Source organism: Microtetraspora sp. AC03309, from assembly GCF_020826795.1.
Classification (GTDB): domain Bacteria; phylum Actinomycetota; class Actinomycetes; order Streptosporangiales; family Streptosporangiaceae; genus Microtetraspora; species Microtetraspora glauca.
In genome coordinates this window covers 14425-36221 of record NZ_JADDIL010000048.1, presented here as the reverse complement: position 1 = coordinate 36221, position 21797 = coordinate 14425, and the positions used below count along the sequence as shown (strand labels likewise).

The following is a 21797-nucleotide window of genomic DNA, read 5'->3' as shown; positions in this document are numbered from 1 at the left end:
GTGGGCCGTCACCGACGCGACCGAAGCCACCACGAGGAGGCGAAGCTTGCCGGACACCTACGACGTACCCCGGACCATCGACATCTCGGTGGCGGCGCCCGCCTACAACGAGGCGGCGAACATCGCGGCGGCGGTGACCGAATGGGGGGAGTACCTGGCCGGGCACCCGGCGATCGGAGCATGGGAGATCGTCGTCTGCGACGACGGGAGCACCGACGCGACCGGCGCGATCCTCGCGGGCCTGCGGGAAGGCTGCCCAGAGCTGGTCGTCGTCGAGTTCGCCAGGAATCGGGGGGCCGGGGCCGCCGTCGCCGCGGCCATCGCGCACACCCGGATGGAGTGGGTCGTGCTGCTCGACTCCGACGGGCAGTTCCCGATCTCCAACCTGGACGCCTTCGTGGACCGCATCCTGGCCGACGAGGCGGACGCCTTCTCCGGTGCGAGGATCAGGAAGGCCGACGGACTGGCGTACCGGTGGGGCTCGGCGGCCAGCGGCGCGGTCAGCAACCTCACGCACCGCACCCGGTACCGCGACTTCAACTCGATCTTCAAGGTGGTGCGCGGCCCGCTGCTGCGCGCTCTTCACCTGGAATCCGGCGGGATGAACTGCTCGACCGAGATCACCGCCAGGGTCGCGGAGCTCGGCCGTACGTGGGTGGAGGTCCCGATCGAGCACCGGGAACGCGGCGGCGGGGCCAGAGGGTGGCGGTTCTGGCGCGGCGCGCGTGACCGCGCCCTGTTCGTGGGCTATCTCGGCTACCGCCAGTGGCTGCTGCGCCGCGGCGTGCTCCGCGTCCCGGAGGCGCCCGGGACGCGGCCGGAGGCGCCCGGGACGCTACCGGAGGCGGCCGTGGAACCGGCGCACAGGATGACGGAGCGGGCCCGATGAGCGCGCGGCGGTCCGGCCGCACCGCGGTCACCCTCTTCAGCGGGGGACGCGGCGGGGCCAGCATCGCGCGCAGCCTGCTGCGCACGCCGGGGATCGACGTGTCCCTGGTGATCAACGGATACGACAACGGGCGGTCCACCGGCGCGCTCCGGCGCTACCTTCCCGGGATGCTCGGCCCGTCGGACTTCCGCAAGAACCTCCTGCTCCATCTCGATGACCGGGACCCGCGGCAGGCCGCGCTCATCGCGGTCCTGGAACATCGTCTCCCGGCCGGGACCACGCGGGAGGCGCTCGGCGAACTGGTCGACGCGATCGGCTCGCCGGCGTCCGAGGGACGGGTCGGCCGCCCGGCGTTCCCCGCCCTGCCACCGCGGGCGCGCACCGCGATCCTGCGGGACCTGGCCGCGCTCCTGCGCAGGCTCGACAGCCACCCCGACGGACTCGACCTGACCGACTGCGCGCTCGGCAACCTCGTGTTCGCCGGGGCGTACCTGCGGGTGGGCGGTGACTTCAACGCCGCGGTCCGCGCATGCGCCCGGACGTTCGAGTCACCGGCCCGCCTGCTGAACGTGACCAACGGGGAGAACGCCTTCCTGGTCGCGCTCAAGCAGGACGGCCGTCTCCTGGCCGACGAGGCCGACATCGTCGCGCCGCAGGACGCCGCCGCGATCACCGACCTGTTCCTGCTCCGCGAGCCGGTCACCCCGGCACGCCGGGCCGAACTGGAGGCGCACACCGTCGAAGAGGCACGGCGGACCCTGGCGAGACACCGTGCCACGGTCTCGCCGAACCCGGAGGCCCGGGAGGCCATCCGGAACGCCGACCTCCTCGTGTACGGCCCGGGCACGCCCCACTCGTCACTGCTCCCCAGCTATCTGACCCCGGGTATCGCGGACGCGATCGCGGAGAGCCGTGCCACGGCCAAGGTGTTCGTCGTCAACACCCGGGACGACCACGACGTCCAGGGACTGAGCGCGCCCGAACTGGTGGGCCGCACCCTGTCCTACCTCGGCGACCCGTGTAACGAGCGCAACACCGTCACCCACGTGCTCTGCCACCGGGCGGCGGCGCGGGCGACGGCCGCCCCGAAGGCTCCGCGGTTGCCGTCCGGCGTCGTCGACGGCGGCGTCTGGGCGGGGGCACGGTGGATCAACGCCGACCTGGAGGATCCCGAGCGTCCCGGCGTGCACTGCGGCCCGCGCACCGTCCGCGCGCTGACCGAGATCGCCGGCGAGGCCGCCCTGGCGGGAGTCCGATGAGCCCGGCCCGGCCTCCGGAGGCCGCCCCGACCGGGCGGATCGCCAGGATCATCGCCGGTCGGCGGGTCTGGCTCTGTGACCTGGACGGCACGCTCGTCGACTCCGCCCCGGTCCACGAGGCGGCGTTCCGTGCCGCGATCGCGGAGATCGCGCCCTCCCTGCTCGGCTCCTTCCGGTACGACGTGCACGCGGGGGCGACCACCCGCGAGGTGGTGGCCGGCCTGGGCGCCGACGCCGACGTGGCCGAACGGCTGGTCCGGCACAAGCAGCGGCTGTACCGGGAGTACGTGAAGGCGGGCAGGGTGCCGGTGTTCCCCGGCGCCCACCGGCTTCTCGACCGCCTGAACACCGACGGCCGCGCGGCCTACCTCGTCACCAGCGGCAGCAGGGGGTCGGTCGAGCGGATCCTGGCGGACTGTTCACTGGGCGGCTACTTCAGCGGCGTGCTCACCGGGGACGACGTCCCGTCAGGCAAGCCGGACCCGAGGTTCTACCGGCACGCCTGCGACAGCTGGTCGGTCGACCCGGACGACGCCGTGGCCGTGGAGGACTCCGCCCACGGCGTCGCCTCCGCCGTCGGCGCCGGACTGGTGACGTTGCAGGTCAACGCGGTGGAACCCGCCGCAGGGGCGGTCCAGGTGCGGCATCTGGACGAGATCGTGTCCTTCCTCGACGTGGGAGTGAGCGGCAGTGAGTGACCAGCGCGTCTGCGCGGTGATCCCGGCGGCAGGGAGCGGGACCAGGCTCGGCCTCGGCATCCCGAAGATCGCGCTTGAGATCGCCGACGGTGTCACCGTGTGGCACCTGCTGCATCGGCGGCTGAGCCCCTGGGCGGAGCACGTCCACGTCGTCGTCTCCCCGGCGGGGGAGCGGCCGTTCCGGCGCCTGGCCGCCGATGAGATCGAGCGGGGAGCCGTCTCAGTGAGCGTCCAGGACCGGCCGACCGGCATGGGCGACGCCGTCTTCGGAGCCGTCGCACACTGGGAGTCCTACGACCGGATCCTCGTCGTGTGGGGCGACCAGGTGAACCTGTCCCCGGTGACCGTACGCGAGGTGGTGCACGCCCGCCACGGCGACGCCGCAGCGGGCCGCCCCGGCCTCACCCTCCCTCTGGTGCCGATGCCCGACCCGTACGTCGAGTACGAGCTGACCGGGGCGGATCCGGACACCGCCTCGCCCGGCCTGGTCAGGGTGCGGATGTCCCGGGAGGGGGACGGCTGCCGCCCTGGCGGGCTCAGCGACGTCGGCGTGTTCTGCCTCGGGACGGACGGGCTGCCGGAGGCGTGGGCGGGCTACCTGGCCGGCGCCGTCCCCGGCGCGGCGACCGGTGAGGTCAACTTCCTGCCGTTTCTGCCGTACCTGTCGCAGGTCCGCGGTTGGCCGGTCACCGTGGTGCCGGTCACCGACCCCGGCGAGGCCCGCGGCATCAACACCGGGGACGACCTCGACTTCGCCCGGCGGGCGTTCCAGCGGTGCCCGGACTGACGGCCCGGCCAGGCCGCTGCTACGTCGTCTGCACCGAAGTCCCGCCGGACGTCGTCGGCGGCCTGGGGCGGTACGCCGAGCGGATGATGCCCGCCCTGCGCGACCTCGGCGTCCCGGTCGAGGTGTTCGGCGCGGTCGGACGGCACCGGACGGCCGGGACGGAGCGGATCGGCGGCGTCACACTGCATCGGCTGCGCACCGCCGGCCGGACCGCCGAAGTTCTTGGCACCGGGCGGCCGCGTACGCCGGAGGCCGCCCGGCCGCCGGCCAGGATCGCCCGGTCGCCGGTCAGGATCGCCGGGCCGTTGGTGAGGATCGCCGGGCTGCTCGCCTTCAACGTGCGGGTCGCCGCCCGCATCCTGCGCGGCGGTGCCCGCTCCGGCGCGGTCGTCGCGGTGCACGACTGGATGGGCTGCCTCGCCGGGATCCTGTGCCGGCTGCTCGGCCGTATGCCCGTGGTGTTCCACGTGCACACCTGCGAGCACAACGCCGTCCCGCGTGCGCGCCGCTCCGCCGTGGCCGGCGGCATCGCCGCGCTGGAGACCGCGCAGGCCCGGCTGGCAGGCCTGATCGTGGTGCCCAGCGCGGGCATGCGCGACGAGCTCACGGCGCGCGGCTGGCCGGCCGGCCGCCTGCGTGTCGTGCCGCACGGCTTCGAGGATCCCGAGCTGGTACGGCTGGCCGGGCTGCCCGGAGCCGACCGCGACCGGCTCCGCTCGGCGGTGCGTCGCCGCTACCTGCCCGGCGGCGCCGGGCGGCTCGTCGTCTTCGCCGGGCGCCTGTCGCCGCACAAGGGCGTGCACACGCTGATCCGGGCCGTGCCGGCGATGCTCCGCGAACGCGATGACCTGCGGATCGTGCTCATCGGCGGCCGAACCCCGGGCACCGGCGACGACGCGGAGGTGGCCCGGCTGATCGAGGAGGAGGGCGTCGGCGGACACGTGGTCGCCGGCTACCGATTCCTGGACCCGCCCGAGCTGTTCGCGCACTTCCTGGCCGCCGACGTGTGCGCCTTCCCGTCCGCGTACGAGCCGTTCGGGCTGGTCGCGGTCGAGGCGATGGCGCTGGGACGTCCGGTCGTGGTCGGGCCGGGTTACTCCCCGGAAGTGGTCGGGGACGGGGCGATCCGCTGCCGGACCGACTCGCCGGAGGAACTGGCCGCGGCTCTGTCGCGCTGCCTGGACGACCCGGAGGTCGCGGCCGGGCTCGCCCGGCGTGGCGCCGCGCACGTCCGCGCGCGATACTCCTGGGCGCGGACGGCCGAGACCACTCTCGCGGCGTACGCGGAGGTGACCCGGTGACGTCGCGTCCGCGGTCCGGCTCGGTACACGACCGGGTGGCGCGGCTGCTCGGCGGCCGAGGCTGGGCCGTCTGGCCCACGCTGGTGAGCATCGCCGCCAGCGGCACGGCCGCGACGACCACGCTCGTCATCGCCCGGGGGATCGGCGCCGCGGCCTTCGGCCGGTTCACCCTGGTGTTGGCGATCGCGCTGATCGTCACCGTCGGCATGCTGCTGAACCTCAACTACGTCATGTACCAGGAGCTGCCGAGAGCCGAGCCGTCGAGCCGGCCGGCCCTGGTGACGACGGCGCTGTTCACCACGCTGGCGCTGGGAGGCGGTCTGGTCGCCGCCGGCCTGCTGGCCTCCCCGCTGCTGACCGTCCTGCTCGGCGTGGACGTCCGTACGCTGTGTTCCGCGCTGGCGCTCGCGCTGTCGATGACGGTGAACCAGCTGACCGAGAGTTTCCTGCGCGGCCTGAAGAGGTTCGCGTTCGTGGCGGGGCTCAAGCTCGCCGTCGCCGTCGCCTACCTGGTCACGGCCGCCTACTGCCTGCTCGTCGCCGGCATCCGGGACGCCGAGATCTACCTGGTCGCGCTCATCGTCACGAACGTCGTCTTCGCCGTCGTGGCCGTGGCCGGTCTCGACGTCGTCCCGCGTTCCTGGTCGGCGTCCCTGGCACGCTCGCTGCTCCGGCACGGCGCCTACATGAGCGTCATCGCCGCCGGCACCGCCGTGCTGTTCGGGGTGGACGTGATCTTTCTCAACCACTGGGCCTCCGGGAGCGACGTCGGCGTGTACTCGGTGTACAACGGCTTCCCGAAGCGGCTGCTCGGTGTGGTGTTCACCGAGGGGATCGGCCTCGTGCTGCTGCCCGTGCTGGCGACGACCGACAAGGTCGCCGCGCTGCGGCGGATCGGCCGCGTCGCACCCGCGATCGCGGCGGCCACCGCGGCCTTCTCCTTCGCCGCGAGCGTGGTGTTCTTCCTGCTGCTGCGCGCGGAGTATCCGTACTCGCCCGGCCTGATGGCGTTGTCCGCGGTGGGGATCGGCGCCCACACGGTGTTCAACCTCTACTTCTTCGCCCTGTCGATGGACGGGGTACGCGGCGCGAGGGTGTTCATCGCCTGCCTCGCCATCGGGTCGCCCGCCGCGCTCGCCTGCCAGGCGGCGTTCATCTCCTGGTGGGGCCTGACCGGCGGCCTGGTGGCGTTCGCACTGACCAATCTCATCCTGGTCGCCGTCGTGGCCGCCGCCGCGGCCCGGGTGTACCGGCCGGAGACCCCGGCGGCGGCCGGGGCACACACTCTGGAGGCAGAACGGTGAGGGTCGCCTACGTCATCAACCAGTTCCCGCCCACCATCACCGCGGGGCTCGGCCGCTACGTCGAGGAGATCACGCCGCACCTGGCCGGCGACCTCCGGCTGGCCGTCTTCACGCTGAACGACGGGCACCAGCCGGTGCACGAGCGGCGCGACGGTGTCACCGTCTACCGGCCGCTTGGCCGCGTGCTCGGCGCGGTCAGCCGCCGCCGCAGGCTCAACCGTACGCGCAGGGCCGAGTTCGTCCTGCTCGCGATGAACGTCGTGGTGAGCAACTGGCGGTACTTCCTGCGGCTGCGGCGGCTGGACCCGGGCGAGCGGCCCGGCCTGGTCGCCGTGCACGACTCGACGAACTTCCTGACCGCCCTGCTGTGCCACTACGTGTTACGGCTGCCGGTCGTCTTCCATGTGCACACCACCGAGTACGGCGTCGCGCCGCAGCGCAGCATCGCCGACCCGCTCGGCGTGTTCGCCGCCGTCGAGCGGTGGCTGGGACGGATCGCCAGGCGGGTCGTGGTCGCCACACCGGAGGTGCGCGAGCAGCTGGCCGCCGCCGGATGGAACCGGGACACGATCGACGTGGTCTGCCTGGGCGGCACGTTCGAACGGGTGCTCGCCGACCCCGGTTTCGACCGCGCCGGGCTCCGCTCCGGCGCCGCCGCGCTACGCGCCAGGCTCGGCATCGCGGACGACGACCCGGTCCTGCTCTTCGTCGGCCGCCTCGAACGGCAGAAGGGGATCTATCAACTTCTGGAGGCGATGGAGAAGATCGCCCTCGCGCTCCCCGGGCTGCGGCTGGTGATGGTCGGCGAGGGTGACGAGGTCGGAGTCGCGCGGATCGTCGCGGACGCCGGGCTGGACGGGCGTGTCCTCACTTCCGGCGGGTTCGTCGACGGCCGGGCGCTGCTGGAGTACTACGAGATGGCCGACATCTGCGTCTTCCCCTCACTCTTCGAGCCGTTCGGCCTGGTGGCGACCGAGGCCATGGCCCTGGCCAGGCCGACGATCCTCGGCGACGGGTTCTCCCGGATCTTCCTCGGCGACCCGGACCGTCCCGCCGTGCGGTACGCGCGGAGCGCCGACCCCGGCTCCATCGCCGATGCCGTGATCGACCTCGTGAACGATCCGGTGGCATGCCGCGCGCTCGCGGAGAACGGGGAGCGGTTCGTCCGGAAGCGGCTGAGCTGGGCCAGGGCCGCGGGGGAGACGATCGCGGTCTACCGGGTCGCGCTGGCCGGACGCGACGACCGGTGAGCGCGCGCTGAGCTCACCCTGATCCGGCCCGGCCCGTCCCGTTCGCCCAGGCCGTCGCGGAGGCGGACCAGAGCGTGAACGTGGCCGCCCGGGGGAGCTTGTCCATCCCTCCGGGCGTCGACCGGCGGAGCTGACGGATGTAGCGCGCGAATCCCAAAATTGTATAAAGAATGGGGGTAATAAGAATCTTGTCCATCCACGCTGGGGGCGCAAGCAACGTTGGCCATGCCAAGGGCCGGTGGCCCGCTGATGAGCATCGAAGGAGTCGACTTCGCACTGCGTCGCCGTGCCGAGGAACGTGACAGGATCTCGGACGACCTGCTGGACCTCGACTCCCACCCGGGTTACCAGTTGCTCAAGGGCGCGCGGCCGACCGGGGAGACCCGGCGCCGCTGGGACGGGGCACAGGCCAGAGAGGTGACCCTGTGGTGGCTGTTCGACGCCTACCGGGGGGTCCTCGACCACGCGCGGGAGCTCAGGGACGGCAAGCCCGACCTGGCCGCGCTGACCGGGCTGCTCGCCGGCCCGTCGGTGGAGCTGAAGCCGGAGAACGTGCCCGTGGAGAAGCGGTCGTTGCTGCGGGCCGCGGGCGAGTGGATCACGCTGGACACGGTGGTGGCGCGGATGGACGCCGCCTACCGCGACGTCGCCGAGACGGTCGCGGCCGTGGACGCCGCCTGGAACGCGCTGCTCCCGCGCCTCGACGAGGCCGATGCCGTCCGCCGCTCAGCTGCGGACCTGCTGCGTGACCTGGACGGCGCTGATCCGGATCTGGAGCGCATCGGCGCCGGGATCGACCGGATTCGCGCGGCGGTCACCGCCGACCCGCTCGGCTCTGCCGCCCCCGATGGCACGATCGGTGGCGAACTCGACGTACTGCTCGCCGACCTCGTCGCCCGTCGCGGGCTGCTGGAGCAGGCCGCGCGGATCCGGGCGGAGTACGGCGACCGGGCACACCGTCTCGGCGACCGCATCGCGCAGGTCGCCGACGCCGAGAATGAGGCCCGATCGATCCGGGACACGGTGCTCGTCAAGATCGCCTCACCCGCGCTGCCGGCGCTGCCGGACCAGGCCGCCGCGTTGCGGGACCGGCTGGGCGCTCTGGACACGGTCGGCGACCGCTGGCTGGAGCTGGTCGAGCGGCTGACCGGGCTGGAACGGGCCGTGGACGAGGCGCTGGCGCGAGCGCGGACCGCGACCGAATCGATGGCGGGCCTCATCGGCCGTCGTGACGAGCTGCGTGGCCGGCTGGAGGCGTACCACGCCAAGGTGGTCCGGCTCGGGCATGCCGAGGATGCCGCGCTCGGTGAGATGTACGGCGAGGCCCGCGCCCTGCTCTGGACGGCACCGTGCGATCTGCGGCAGGCCACGGTCGCGATCGCCGCCTACCAGCGGGCGATCAGCCGGATCGGAGTGGCCGGATGATCAGATGCGCCCAGCCGGGATGCGGCGGCACGGTGGAGGACGGTTACTGCGACGCCTGCGGCCTGGCCCCACAGCCGGCCCCACAGCCACAGCCGGCGTCACAGTCGGAGCCGGCGCCGCCGACCAGACCGTCCATCCCGCTGGACATGTCGGGTACGGCCCGCACCGGTACGGGCCGGTCGAGCAGCCGGTCGAGCCGCCGATCAAGCCGGGGCCACCTCGGGATGGGCCTGGTCGAGGTGCCGGCCGTGCCGTACCGGGACCCGGCCGGGGTGGTGCTGGCCGACGCCCAGGTGCCGGAGGACCGGCGCTTCTGCGGCAATCCCGACTGCGGCAAGCCGGTGGGCCGCCGCAGAGGTGACCAGCCGGGGCGGCCGGAGGGGTTCTGCCCGCACTGCGGCTGGCGGTTCTCGTTCACGCCCAAGCTCGCCGACGGCGACCTCGTCGGCGGGCAGTACGAGGTCAAGGGTTGTCTGGCGCACGGTGGTCTCGGCTGGATCTACCTGGCGGCCGACCGGCACCTGGAAGGCCGGTGGGTGGTCCTGAAGGGGCTGCTCGACACCGGGGACGTGGAGGCGCTGGCCGCGGCGGAGGCCGAGCGGCGTTTCCTCACCGCGATGGACCACCCGAACATCGTCAAGATCTTCAACTTCGTCACCCACCCCGACCCCGGCACCGGGACGATGGTGGGCTACATCGTGATGGAGTACATCGGCGGCGTGCCGCTCCAGGAGATGCTGCGCACGCGGCTATGGGAGAGCGACAACCGCCAGGCGCTTCCGATCGCCCAGGCCATCGCCTACGGGCTGGAGATCCTCAAGGCCTTCGGCTACCTGCACGACCAGGGCCTGCTGTACTGCGATCTGAAGCCGGGCAACGTCATCCAGGTGGAGGAGCAGCTCAAGCTCATCGACCTCGGCGCCGTGCGGCGGATCGACGACGCCGACAGCGCGATCTACGGGACGGTCGGATACCAGGCGCCGGAGATCGCCTCCGCCGGGCCGTCAGTCTGTTCCGACCTCTACACGGTGGGGCGCACGCTCGCCGTGCTGAGCTTCCCGTTCAGCCCCGTCAGCGGCGGGGCCGCCGCTCCGCTGCCGGTGATCGACCAGGGGTACGAGTCCTACCGCCGGTTCCTGGAACGGGCAACCGACTCCGAGCCCGCCCGGCGGTTCCAGGGCACGGCGGAGATGTCCGACCAACTCGTCGGTGTGCTCAGGGAGGTGCGCGCCGCCGAGGAAGGCGTCCCCCACCCCGCGCAGTCCGGACTGTTCGGCCCGGAGCGCCGGGCCGTCGGAACCGAGCTCGCCGCGGCTGCGACGGGGCGGGTCTTCGGCCCGCTCGACCGCCTCGCCGCCGTGTCCGCGCTGCCCGTCCCCCTGGTGGACCCGCTCGACCCCGCCGCCGGCCTGCTCGCGGGCCTCACTTCGGGAAACCCCGCCGAGCTGGTCACGGTGCTCGAATCGGCCCCGTCCACCCCGGAGACCACGCTCGCGCTGATCAGAGTGCTCTCTGAACTCGGCCGTCCAGTTCCGGACACGCTGTTCGCGTCCGCCGCCGGGCAGTTGCCGGGAGACTGGCGGATCTGGTGGTACCGGGGGGTCGGGCAGCTGGCCTCGGGGAACCCGGACGAAGCGGCGCGCATCTTCGACGGGCTCTACTCCTGGTTTCCCGGCGAAGCCGCGCCCAGGCTCGCTCTCGCGTTCGCCCTCGAAGCCGGCGGAGCGGGCCAGGAGGCGGCTCGCCACCACGCGGCCATCTGGCAGACAGACCGGTCATACGTGAGCGCCGGCTTCGGCCTGGCCAGGCTCCGGCTGGTGGAGGGCGACCGCGCCGGGGCGACCGCCGCCCTGGACGAGGTGCCCGCGACCTCCATCCACCGCACCGCCGCGCAGGCGGCCGCGGTGGCGGCGACCGTACGAGGACATGACCCCGCCGAAGGCGAGCTCGTCGCCGCGGGCGAACGGCTGCGGAGCCTGAAGCTCGACGCCCGGGACCGCGACGGGCTGCTCTCGGAGGTGCTGCGGAGCGCCCTCGGCCGGATCGCCACCGGTAAGGCGACCTCGTCCGGGCAGGCGACGCTGCTGGGCACTCCGCTGCACGAGCGGGGTGTGCGCGCCGAGCTGGAGCGCGTCTACCGGGCGTTGGCCAGATCGGCGCGATCCACGGAGGAGCGGCACGACTTCGTCGACCTGGCCAACACCGTACGCCCGAGGACGCTGTGGTGAGCGGCGCCTGTCCCGCCTGCGGGACGCTCGTCCTGGTCGGCGAGGCATTCTGCGAGCAGTGCGGCCACGCGCTGGGAGCCGCCTGCTGCACCGCGTGCGGCGCCCCGGCGGTCGGGGCCGACGGTTACTGCGAGAACTGCGGCATGCTCCAGCCCTCTGAGAGCGACCACGTCGAGATCGAATTGGAGGTCGCGGCCGGGGTGAGTGACCGTGGCCTGCGGCACAGCCGCAACGAGGACGCCATGGCGCTGACGGCGGCGGGCACGATCGCCGTAGGAGTGGTCTGTGACGGGGTGTCCACCTCGCCGCGCCCGGAGGAGGCGTCCCGGACCGCCGCCGACACCGCCGTGGCCGCCCTCGCCAAACAGTTGCGGGAGGGGACCGACCCCGAGACCGCGACCCGGGAGGCGGTACGGCTCGCCGCCGAAGCCGTCCTCGCCCTGGCCGAGCAGGGCGAGGACGCGCCCGCCTGCACCTACGTGTCGGCGGTGGCCGGCGGGTGCCAGGTCACGGTCGGCTGGGTGGGCGACAGCCGGGCCTACTGGCTCGGATCCGGATCCGGATCCGAGGTGCTGACCGGTGACGACGCCACCCCGGGGACGCACATGCTGACCGCCTGGCTGGGCGCGGACGCGGGCGAGGTCGTGCCGCACGTCCGCACGTTCACCCCGGACGGGCCGGGCGTGGTCCTGCTGTGCAGCGACGGCCTGTGGAATTACTACCCCGAGCCGTCGGCGCTCGCGGCCGTCGCCCTGAACGCCACCCCTCGCGCGGCGGCACAGCGGCTCGTGCGGCTCGCGCTGGAGGCCGGAGGACACGACAACATCACCGTCGTGGTGATCCCTTTCGGACCCGGGGATCAGGCCGAGGCCACCGTGGTCTTCCCGAAGGAGCAGCAGTGACCGACTTCACCATGCGCGTAGATCAGAACAAATACCTTCCCGCGGGAAGCGAGGAGGTGCACGCGATCGTCACGGTCGAGGCGAGCGGCCCGATCGAGCGTGCCCCCATGGCCGAGGCCGCCGAGATCATCATCGTCGACACCTCCGGCTCGATGTCGTACGACAAGATCGCTGAGGCGAGGAAGGCCGCGCGGGCCGCCATCGACACCCTCCGCGACGGCGTGTACTTCGCGGTCATCGCGGGCAACCACGAGGCCCACCTCGTCTTCCCCGACCGGGCGGTGGTGCTGGTGCCGGCGACGCCGGAGAGCAGAAACGCCGCGAGGGAGGCCGTCTCCCGGCTGGTGGCCGAAGGGGGGACGGCCATGGGCCGGTGGCTGCGTCGCGCCGCCGACCTGTTCGGCGATTTCCATCAGGCGTACCCCGGCGCGATCAAGCATGCCATCCTGCTGACCGACGGCAAGAACGAGCATGAGCGCGCTCCGGAGTTCGCCGCGAATCTGGCGTACTGCACGGGGAAGTTCGTCTGCGACTGCCGCGGCGTGGGCGTCGACTGGGCGGTCGCCGAGCTTCGCCAGATCGCCTCCACCCTGCTCGGCAGCGTGATGGACATCCGCCGGCCCGAGGACCTGGAGGCCGACTTCCGGGCGATGACCCAGGCGGCTATGGGCAAGACGGTCGCGGACGTGGCGCTGCGCCTGTGGACGCCGCGGGCGGCGAAGCTGAACTTCGTCAAGCAGGTCTCGCCGGCGCTGGAGGACCTGACCGGCCGACGCACCGAGGTGGACGCGCTGACCGGCGACTACCCCACCGGAGCCTGGGGCGGTGAGTCCCGCGAGTACCACATCAGCGTGCGGGTGCCGGCCGGGAACGTCGGCCAGGAGATGCGCGCCGGCCTGGTGCGGTTGGTCCTGCCCGGGTCCGGGGAGGTGCTGGCCAAGGGGAACATCCTGGCGCAGTGGAGTGACGACCCCGTCCAGTCGACCCGCATCAACCCCCGGGTGGCCCATTACACCGGCCAGCAGGAACTCGCCTCGCTCATCCAGGAGGGCCTGCAGGCCCGCAACGACGGTGACCTGGACACCGCGACCGCCCGGCTCGGCAAGGCGCGCGGCATCGCCGAGAAGGCCGGCAACGAGGAGACCGCCACGCTGCTCGACAAGGTGATCGAGATCGACCCGGCCACGGGAACCGCCCGCCTCCGGCGGGACGTCGACAAGGCAGACGAGATCGCGCTGGACACCCGGTCGGTCCGCACCGTCCGGATGCGCAAGGACCCGGAGGCCTGAGCATGGCGATCTGTCCGGTAGGGCACGACTCCGCGGACGAGGAGTACTGCGACGTCTGCGGCGCGTTGCTGGCGGGCACCCCGGCAGCCCCGGCCGCACCGGCTGCTTCGGCTCCGGCCGTCCCGCCCGACGCCCACCAGATGGACGACTGTCCCGACTGCGGGGCACCACGTGGCGGCCGATTCTGCGAGAGCTGCGGCTACGACTTCGTGTTCGGCGGCGGGAACCGGGGGACGCCGCAGTCCCCGTCGTCCACGCAGTCTCCGTCGTCCACGCCGTCCACGCCGTCTCCGTCGTCCACGCCGTCCACGCCGGTCCCCGGCTGGGTCGCGGTGATCGAGGCGGACCGTGACCACTACGAGGCGATGATCGGGCAGGGCGGCCCCGACGCGGCCCGCGTCACGTTCCCGCCGTACTGCCCGGAGCGGCGGGTACCTCTGGTCGGCACCGAGGTCAGGATCGGGCGGCGCAGCCAGTCGCGGGGGCTGGCCCCCGAGATCGACCTGGCCGGGCCGCCCGAGGATCCCGGCGTCTCCCACCTGCACGCGGTGCTGCTCGCCCAGGCCGACGGGACGTGGCAGCTCGTCGACCCGGGATCCGCCAACGGAACCCTGCTCAACGGCACGACGGTGGAGCACAACGCGCTGATCCCGCTCGGTGACGGGGATCGCGTCCACGTCGGCGCATGGACCAGCATCACGGTGCGGAAGGGCTGAGATGGCCGTTGTCACCCCCACCCCCACCACCACCACAGGCCCCGCGCCTGTGGCCGCGGCCATGCCCGCGGCCATGCCCGCCTCTTCGCCGCCGCGCGCCCTGCGGCTGCGAACGGTTCCCGGGCGGATCCGCGCCGGGGCCGGCGCCGCCGTCCTCGCCGTCGGCCTGCTGTTCGCGCTGATGGGCGTGGCCCTGGGGCACGCCGGGGACGGGCTGCAGGCGATCGGGCACACAGCGGGCCCGCAGGTGGTGGCCACCGCCGACCTGTACTTCGCGCTGAGCGACATGGACGCTCAGGTGGCCACCGTGCTGCTGGCCGGCGTGGAGGGCGGGCCCGGCCGCCAGGCCGCGCTGGACCGCTACGACCAGCGCCGCGCGCAGGCCGACAGCGCCGTGCTGCAGGCCGCCGACCTGGCTCGCGGCGACCCGACGGAGCAGATGACCGTGCGTGCCGTACTCGACGGGCTCGGCCGCTACGAGCGGCTCGCGTCGCGCGCCCTGCTCCTGGACGAGCAGTCCCGGCATGCCGCCGGACCTCCCTCGCAGCAGGCTCTCGACGTCTACCGCCAGGCCACCGACCTGATGCGGTTGGACCTGCTGCCCAAGGCGTACAACCTCACGCTCGAGAGCGGGACCGTCGTCAGGCACGCCTACGCGGCCGAGTCGTCCGCCGTGCTGGCGGGCCGGTTCTGGGTGGCGCTCGGTGGGGCGCTCGCGCTGGCCGTCCTGGTCGCCTTGCAGGTCTTCCTGTCCCGCAGGTTCCGCCGTGCGATCAACCCGGCGCTGCTGGCCGCCACCGTCGTCGTCGGCGTGCTGACCATCGCGGGAGTGCTCGTCCTGCAACGGGTGTCGGACGATCTGCGGACGGCCAAGGAGGACGGCTTCGACTCGGTTCTCGTGCTGTCTCGGGCCCGCGCGATCGGAAACAGTCTGCACGGTGACGAGAGCAGATATCTGCTCGACCCGCAGCGGGCGGACACCTACGAGCAGGTATACCTCGACAAGTCACAGTCGGTGCTCTACGTCCCTGGCGGGAACCTGGACAAGTACTACGCCGCGGTGGACGTCAGCGTCGCCGCCTTCCCCGGGAAGGCGGACTTCCTCGGCTTCTACGGATCGGAGGCCGGTCGTATCACCCTGCCCGGCCAGCGTGAGGCACTGGCCAGGGTGCTCACGCTTTACCAGAAGTTCCAGCACGATGACCGGCAGATGCGGCAGTTCGCCACGGCGGGCAAGAGCGGGGACGCCGTACGACAGGCCACGGGTGCCTCGTTCGGGGCCTATGACGGCGCCCTGGTCGAGTTGACGAAGCTGCACCGCCTGGCGTTCGACGACGCCGTGGCGGAGGGCGACCGCGCCCTCGGTGGCTGGAACTTTCTGCTGCCGGGGACGGCGCTCGCCGCCGCCCTGCTGATCCTGGTCGGAGTCCGGCCCCGGCTCGCCGAGTACCGGTGAAGGGAAGATGTTCATGGTCGCGCTGACCAGCAGGGGCCGTTCGCGGCGTATCGCCGCCTTGGTGCTGCTCGGGGCCGTAGCGCTGCTGTCGGCGTCGGCCTGCGGCGCCGGCTCGTCGATCCTCGACAAGGACGCCCTGGTCATCGGGGTGAAGCCGGACCAGCCCGGGTTGGGGATGAAGAAGGCGGAGGGGGAGTTCGCCGGTTTCGACGTCGATGTGGCCGCCTACATCGCCCGCAAGCTGGGGAAGGACGCCAGGTTCGTCGCGGTGCCCTCGTCCGAGCGGGAGAAGGTGCTCATGGACGGCTCGATCGATCTGGTCGTCGCCACCTATTCGATCACTCCGGAACGCAAGACGAAGGTGACCTTCGGCGGGCCGTACTACGTCGCACACCAGGACACTCTCGTACGGGCCCGGGAGAGCGCGGTCACCGGCGTGCGGGACCTGAAGGGGCGCAAGCTGTGCCAGGTGACCGGTTCGAACTCCTGGCGTCGGGTGAAGGAGGAACGCAAGGTCGCCGTGGAGCTGGTCGAGGCCGCCTCCTACAGCGAGTGCATGTCCGATCTGAAGGCGGGGAAGGTGGACGCGGTATCCACCGACGACCTCATCCTGGCCGGCTTCGCCACCTCGGACCTGAAGATCGTCAACGCGCCGTTCACCGACGAGCGGTACGGCGTGGGCATCAAGGCCGGGGACCTGGACGGCTGCGAGGCGGTCAACAAGGCCATCACCGAGATGTATCTGGACGGAACCGCCAAGAAGCTGCTGCGGAAGTGGTTCGGGAAGTCCGGCCTGGCGCTCACTTTCACCGTCCCCCAGTTCGAAGGCTGCGGCTGACCTCCGCCGCCGACGCGAGGCCGTGGTCCGGGGCCGGGCGGTCAGGCCGCGCCCGGACCGGCGGTGAGGTGTGACTCGGCGTTGCCGAGCAGCATCTCCAGGGCGGCGGGATAGGCGCTGTCGTTCATGCCGGCGACCAGCAGGGGGGCGACCGCCGCGATGTTGGGATGAGTGGCCGTCGGCAGGCGCGCGTAGGTCGCCTGCCAGATCTCCTCGTCCGCCGTGCGTGCTTCCTCGGGCAGCGCCAGGGACGCCGCGTCCAGCGCGGCGAAGGCCAGAGTCATGTCGATGAAGGCGTGGTAGACGCGGACCACGTCTGGGTCCGGGAACCCCGCGCCCCGCAGCAGCCCGAGGATCGCCTCGTCGGCCGCGACTTCGTGAGACTTGCCGGATATGCGGTTGGCGGTCAGCACCGCGGCCTGTGGGTGTTCGAGGTAGGCGGCGTGGATGCGCAGGCCCAGCTCGCGAAGATCGGCGCGCCAGTCGCCGGTGCGGTGCCAGTCGGCCATCGCCCGGCCGATGAGCATGTCGCCGATGGCCAGGGTCAGGTCGTCCATGCCGGTGAAGTAGCGGTAGAGCGTGCTGGGGTCGGCTCCCAGGGCGATGCCGAGCCGTCGCACGGTCAGACCCGCGGAGCCATGCTCGCGCAGCATACGCAGCGCGGTCCGCACGATCAGCTCCTCCGAGAGAACCATCCCGCTCTTCGTCGGGCGGCGGCGTTGTCGCGCCGATTCCGAGACCACCGGCTTGGGCACGGTGCTCCCCTCCTCCTGTCGCCTGTTCTGTCGCCGGGGAGCCTACCTTATGCCAACACCATTGACGTATGAAGGGGTGGTGACGTTGGATCGGGCGCACCAAGGCATGTGCCTCGGAAAGGGGATGTTCTGTCATGCGTGTTCTGCTTGTCGGTGCCGGTGGTGTGGGCACGGCGATCACCCGGATCGCGGCCCGCCGATCGTTCTTCGACCACATGGTCGTCGCCGACTACGACCTGTCCCGCGCCGAGGCGGCGGTCGCCGCGCTCGGGGAGGCGGGCACCCGCTTCGGCGCCGGGCGGGTCGACGCGAGCGACGAGGCGGCCGTGGCGGCACTGCTGGAGGAGCACCGCTGCGACGTCCTGCTCAACGCCACCGACCCGCGCTTCGTGATGCCGCTGTTCCGGGCGGCGTTGAGCGTCGGCGCGCATTACCTGGACATGGCGATGTCGCTGTCCCGGCCGCACCCGGAGCGTCCCCATGAGGTGTGCGGGGTCAAGCTCGGCGACGCTCAGTTCGAACTGGCCGCCGAGTGGGAGAAGGCGGGCAAGCTCGCGCTGGTCGGCATCGGTGTGGAGCCGGGGTTGTCGGATGTCTTCGCCCGTTACGCGGCCGACGAGCTCTTCGATCACATCGAGGAGATCGGTGTCCGCGACGGCGCCGACCTCACCGTTGATGGGTACGACTTCGCGCCCTCGTTCAACATCTGGACCACCATCGAAGAGTGCCTCAACCCGCCGGTCGTCTACGAGGCCGGCCGGGGCTGGTTCACCACCCCGCCCTTCAGCGAGCCGGAGGTGTTCGACTTTCCCGACGGCATCGGCCCGGTCGAGTGCGTCAACGTCGAGCACGAGGAGGTGCTGCTCGTCCCCCGCTGGGTCGACGCCGAGCGGGTGACCTTCAAGTACGGGCTGGGCGGGGAGTTCATCCAGACGCTGCGAACCCTGCGTCTGCTCGGCCTCGACCGCACCGAGCCGGTCCAGGTCCTCGGTGCGGACGGCACTCCCGTCATGGTCTCCCCGCGCGACGTGGTCGCGGCGTGCCTGCCCGACCCGGCGACCCTCGGGGAGCGCATGCGCGGCAAGACGTGCGCGGGCACCTGGGTCAAGGGCACCAGGAACGGCGGCCCGCGCGAGGTCTACCTCTACCACGTGGTCGACAACGAGTGGTCCATGCGGGAGTACGGCTCCCAGGCCGTGGTGTGGCAGACCGCCGTCAACCCGGTGGTGGCCCTTGAGCTGATAGCCGCGGGCGTCTGGTCCGGCGTCGGCGTCCTTGGCCCGGAAGCCCTTCCGCCCCGGCCCTTCCTCGACCTGCTGACCGCGTACGGCGCCCCGTGGGGCATGCGCGAACAGTGACCGTGAGCGTCGGTGCTGCGGCGAAGGTGGCCGCACGGTGTCCGCACGATTGGCCGCACGATTGGCCGCACGGTGGCCGCACGATGGCCGCACGATTGGCCCCGGTGTACGTGTGGCCAGGAACGACGGCGGTCTCCAGGCCGATCCGCAGGGCGTACCACCACCAAAGACGCTATTCATCCGCAATGGCGGCGCGGCCGGACAGTCATCCGGTACGGTGCCGGCCATGGGTGATCTCGCGCCGGGGCTGTACGAACGGCTCGTCACCGAAGGGCTGGCGCGTGACCTGGCCAGTCACGGAGATTTGGCCCAACTGCGCCCGCTGGACCAGGTCGAGGCCGCTGACGTGCTGACCGCCCACCTGGCCGCACTCACCCGCAGGGCGCTGCGCTCGCTGCGGGGCGACGACGCCGAACGGCTGGCCGGGCAGGTCGAGCTGGTCAACCGGCTCACGGCGGTCCTCGGCGAGGTCCTCCTCGACACATCCGATGACCTGGTGGCGACGTCCCGGGAACTGCTGCTGGCCGTGACGCGCAGCCGTACTCCCACGGGCGAACCGGTCTTCCCGCGGCGTCCGGAGACTCCGCTGGCGTCCAGCGCGCTCCTGGTCAACGGACACGGCCAGCCCAGCGTCGGCCATGAGCTGAGACGGGAGTTGGCCTCCGCGGACCGGGTCGACCTGCTGTGCGCGTTCGTGCGCTGGCACGGCGTGCGGATTCTCGAGGAGGATCTGGCCGAGTTCGTCCGGCGGGGTGGGCGGCTCAGGGTCATCACCACCACCTACCGGGGTGCCACCGAACGCCGCGCCCTGGACCGGCTGGCCGAACTGGGCGCCACCATCAAGATCTCCTACGAGACCAGGACGACCCGGCTGCACGCCAAGGCGTGGTTGTTCCGCAGGGACAGCGGCTTCTCCACCGCCTACGTCGGTTCCTCCAACCTGTCCAAATCCGCATTGATCGACGGGCTGGAGTGGAACGTCCGTCTGTCCGCCCTGGAGCAGCCACACCTGCTGGACACCTTCTCGGCCACCTTCGAGGAGTACTGGGGCGACCCGGCCTTCGAGGACTACGACCCCGGCGCGGAGGCGGACCGCCGCCGCCTGGACCAGGCACTGGAGTTGGAGAGCGCCGGGCCCCGCGAGCTCCCCCTGGCGATCGCGTCGCTGGACGTGCGGCCCTACGGTTACCAGGGCGAGGTTCTGGCCGGGCTGGCCGCCGAGCGGCAGGTCCACGACCGATGGCGCAACCTCGTGGTGATGGCCACCGGAACCGGCAAGACGGTGGTGTCCGCGCTGGACTACCGCGGGCTGCGCGAGGCGGGCCAGGTCGACGCGCTGCTGTTCGTCGCGCATCGGGAGGAGATCCTCACCCAGAGCCTGGCCACCTTCCGGCATGTGCTGCGCGACGGCGCCTTCGGCGAGCTCTACGTCGGCGGGAAGAAACCCGAGCAGTGGCGGCACGTGTTCGCCTCCATCCAGTCGCTTCATCGCCTCGATCCGGACCTGCTCGACCCGGCCGCGTTCGACATGGTGGTGGTGGACGAGTTCCACCACGCCGAGGCGGCCACCTACACCCGCCTGCTCGACCACCTCGAACCACGCGTCCTGCTCGGCCTGACCGCCACGCCGGAACGGGCCGACGGCCAGGACGTCAAACACTGGTTCGGCGGCAGGGTCGCGGTCGAGCTACGGCTGTGGGAGGCGATCGAACGGCAGTTGCTGGCGCCGTTCCAGTACTTCGGCGTGCACGACGGCGTGGATCTGTCGGCCGTACCGTGGAAGCGCGGACAGGGGTACGACCTGGCCCGCCTCAGCAACGTCTTCACCGGCAACGACGCCCGCGTCCGGCTGGTGCTGCGGACCCTGCACCGAAAGATCGGTGACGTCGGCCGGATGCGGGCGCTGGGCTTCTGCGTCAGCGTCGAACACGCCGAGTACATGGCCTCCCGCTTCACCGAGGCGGGCATCCCCTCTCTGGCCATCACCTCCCGCACCCCGCGCGCCGACCGGGAGGCAGGGCTCGCCGCGCTGCGGTCCCGTCAGGTCAACGTGGTGTTCGCCGTCGATCTGTTCAACGAGGGCGTCGACATTCCCGGCATCGACACCGTGCTGTTCCTGCGTCCCACCGACAGCGCCACCGTCTTCCTGCAGCAACTGGGCCGAGGGCTGCGACTGGACACCGGCAAGGCCTGCCTGACCGTTCTGGACTTCATCGGCAACCAGCACCGTCAGTTCCGCTTCGACCGCCGCTACCGCGCGCTGACCGGCGCCGGCCGTACGGCGGTCGCCCGCGAGGTCGAGGCGGGCTTCCCCACACTGCCGCCCGGCTGCCATATCGATCTCGATCGCGAGGTCTCCCGGCTGGTGCTGAACAACATCCGCCAGACGCTGAACCTGCGCTGGCCCGATCTGATCGCCGAACTCGCGGCGCTGCCCGAGCGGACCACCCTGGCCGGGTTCATCGAGGAGACCGGGTTGGAGCTGGAGGATCTCTACCGCCGCCGCCCCGGCTGGGCCGGGCTCCGCGGAGCCGTTGGCCGAGGTTCCGCGGCCGGTCCCCTCGACGTGAAGATCGGCAGCGCGTTCGGTCGCATGCTCCACATCGACGACCCCGACCGGCTCTCCGTCCTCCGCAGTCCGCGCAGTGGTGGCACCGTACGCGAGCGGCGGCTGTTCGCCATGCTCGACGTCGCGCTCTGGGGTGGCACCCAGCCCGCCTCCACCGCCGACGCACGCCTGAGCGACCTGCTGGCCCACCCCGACCGGGTGAGCGAGTTGCTGGACCTCGCCGGCCTGCTGGCCGAGCGCAGACGTCGTGTGACGCACCCGCTGTCCGGAGACATTCCGCTGCACGTCCACGCCACCTACGGCAAGAACGAGGCGCTGGCCGCCTTCGGCGTGGACAAACCCGCCCATATGCGTGAAGGCGTCAAGTGGGTTCCCGATGCGGGTGCCGACCTGTTCTTCGTCACCATCGACAAGTCCGCGGACCACTACTTGCCCACGACCATGTACCACGACCGGGCCATCACCCCGTCGTTGTTCCAGTGGGAGTCCCAGTCCACCTTGCGCCGCGGCAACCCCACGGCCCAGCGCTACCGATCCGGGCGATCAAGCGTCCACCTGTTCGTCAGGGAGCACAAGCGCGAGGAAGGTCTGGGCGCACCGCCGTACCTGTACGCCGGACCCATGATCTACGAGCACTGCGAAGGCGATCGGCCGGTCCGGTTCCGGTGGCGCCTGGAACACCCGCTTCCGCCGGATGTCTTCCACTTCGCCAAGGTGACCGCGGGCTGACGCGATCAGAGCTACGGGATTCGTCCGCGGTGTCCGCCCGGCGG

At 71.9% G+C, this 21797-nt stretch carries 17 protein-coding genes; 16 read left to right on the top strand and 1 reads right to left on the bottom strand.

Annotated elements, in window-relative coordinates; all coding sequences use genetic code 11:
• Nucleotides 1-46 precede the first annotated feature (46 nt).
• From IMZ11_RS25880 to IMZ11_RS25815, 14 genes are all read left to right on the top strand, one after another.
• The gene (locus IMZ11_RS25880) at nucleotides 47-889 is read left to right on the top strand and encodes a glycosyltransferase family 2 protein (protein ID WP_228645007.1); all 843 of its coding nucleotides are present in this window, start codon (nucleotides 47-49) and stop codon (nucleotides 887-889) included.
• Nucleotides 886-2148, top strand: coding sequence for a 2-phospho-L-lactate transferase CofD family protein (locus IMZ11_RS25875; RefSeq protein WP_228645006.1), 1263 nt, complete (start codon nucleotides 886-888; stop codon nucleotides 2146-2148). Before IMZ11_RS25880 ends, IMZ11_RS25875 begins: the two co-directional genes overlap by 4 nt.
• Nucleotides 2145-2846: an HAD family phosphatase gene (locus IMZ11_RS25870; protein ID WP_228645005.1), complete on the top strand. Its 702-nt coding sequence runs from the start codon at nucleotides 2145-2147 to the stop codon at nucleotides 2844-2846. The genes IMZ11_RS25875 and IMZ11_RS25870 overlap by 4 nt, the downstream gene beginning before the upstream one ends.
• Complete coding sequence (locus IMZ11_RS25865) at nucleotides 2839-3633, top strand: NTP transferase domain-containing protein (protein ID WP_228645004.1); 795 nt, start codon at nucleotides 2839-2841, stop codon at nucleotides 3631-3633. The genes IMZ11_RS25870 and IMZ11_RS25865 overlap by 8 nt, the downstream gene beginning before the upstream one ends.
• A complete protein-coding gene (locus IMZ11_RS25860; RefSeq protein ID WP_228645003.1) occupies nucleotides 3621-4934 on the top strand; it encodes a glycosyltransferase family 4 protein in 1314 nt (437 codons plus the stop codon). Before IMZ11_RS25865 ends, IMZ11_RS25860 begins: the two co-directional genes overlap by 13 nt.
• Complete coding sequence (locus IMZ11_RS25855) at nucleotides 4931-6238, top strand: lipopolysaccharide biosynthesis protein (protein WP_228645002.1); 1308 nt, start codon at nucleotides 4931-4933, stop codon at nucleotides 6236-6238. The genes IMZ11_RS25860 and IMZ11_RS25855 overlap by 4 nt, the downstream gene beginning before the upstream one ends.
• Nucleotides 6235-7488, top strand: a complete 1254-nt coding sequence (locus IMZ11_RS46330) for a glycosyltransferase family 4 protein (protein WP_228645001.1) — start codon at nucleotides 6235-6237, stop codon at nucleotides 7486-7488. Before IMZ11_RS25855 ends, IMZ11_RS46330 begins: the two co-directional genes overlap by 4 nt.
• 249 nt (nucleotides 7489-7737) lie before the next feature.
• Nucleotides 7738-8913 (top strand): hypothetical protein, encoded by a 1176-nt coding sequence (locus IMZ11_RS25845; RefSeq protein WP_228645000.1) that lies wholly within the window; start codon nucleotides 7738-7740, stop codon nucleotides 8911-8913.
• Nucleotides 8910-11141 (top strand): serine/threonine-protein kinase, encoded by a 2232-nt coding sequence (locus tag IMZ11_RS25840; protein WP_228644999.1) that lies wholly within the window; start codon nucleotides 8910-8912, stop codon nucleotides 11139-11141. Before IMZ11_RS25845 ends, IMZ11_RS25840 begins: the two co-directional genes overlap by 4 nt.
• A complete protein-coding gene (locus IMZ11_RS25835; RefSeq protein WP_228644998.1) occupies nucleotides 11138-12043 on the top strand; it encodes a PP2C family serine/threonine-protein phosphatase in 906 nt (301 codons plus the stop codon). Before IMZ11_RS25840 ends, IMZ11_RS25835 begins: the two co-directional genes overlap by 4 nt.
• On the top strand, nucleotides 12040-13332 hold the full coding sequence (locus IMZ11_RS25830; RefSeq protein WP_228644996.1) for a VWA domain-containing protein: 1293 nt from the start codon (nucleotides 12040-12042) through the stop codon (nucleotides 13330-13332). The genes IMZ11_RS25835 and IMZ11_RS25830 overlap by 4 nt, the downstream gene beginning before the upstream one ends.
• A 2-nt stretch (nucleotides 13333-13334) precedes the next feature.
• On the top strand, nucleotides 13335-14048 hold the full coding sequence (locus IMZ11_RS25825) for an FHA domain-containing protein (protein WP_228644994.1): 714 nt from the start codon (nucleotides 13335-13337) through the stop codon (nucleotides 14046-14048).
• A gap of 1 nt (nucleotide 14049) precedes the next feature.
• Nucleotides 14050-15504, top strand: a complete 1455-nt coding sequence (locus IMZ11_RS25820) for a hypothetical protein (protein WP_228644992.1) — start codon at nucleotides 14050-14052, stop codon at nucleotides 15502-15504.
• 13 nt (nucleotides 15505-15517) lie between these two features.
• The gene (locus IMZ11_RS25815; RefSeq protein ID WP_228644990.1) at nucleotides 15518-16342 is read left to right on the top strand and encodes a glutamate ABC transporter substrate-binding protein; all 825 of its coding nucleotides are present in this window, start codon (nucleotides 15518-15520) and stop codon (nucleotides 16340-16342) included.
• Between the two features lie 41 nt (nucleotides 16343-16383).
• Here IMZ11_RS25815 and IMZ11_RS25810 read toward each other — a convergent pair whose 3' ends face one another.
• Nucleotides 16384-17037 (bottom strand): TetR/AcrR family transcriptional regulator, encoded by a 654-nt coding sequence (locus tag IMZ11_RS25810; RefSeq protein WP_228644988.1) that lies wholly within the window; start codon nucleotides 17035-17037, stop codon nucleotides 16384-16386.
• A 194-nt stretch (nucleotides 17038-17231) separates the two neighbouring features.
• On the opposite strand from IMZ11_RS25810, the gene IMZ11_RS25805 reads away from it, so the two are divergent.
• Nucleotides 17232-18455 carry a saccharopine dehydrogenase family protein gene (locus tag IMZ11_RS25805; RefSeq protein WP_228644986.1) on the top strand — a complete coding sequence of 408 codons (1224 nt, stop codon included), beginning with the start codon at nucleotides 17232-17234 and terminating at the stop codon, nucleotides 18453-18455.
• Nucleotides 18456-18681: 226 nt separating this feature from the next.
• Complete coding sequence (locus tag IMZ11_RS25800; protein ID WP_228644984.1) at nucleotides 18682-21753, top strand: DUF3427 domain-containing protein; 3072 nt, start codon at nucleotides 18682-18684, stop codon at nucleotides 21751-21753.
• The last annotated feature ends 44 nt before the right edge of the window (nucleotides 21754-21797 follow it).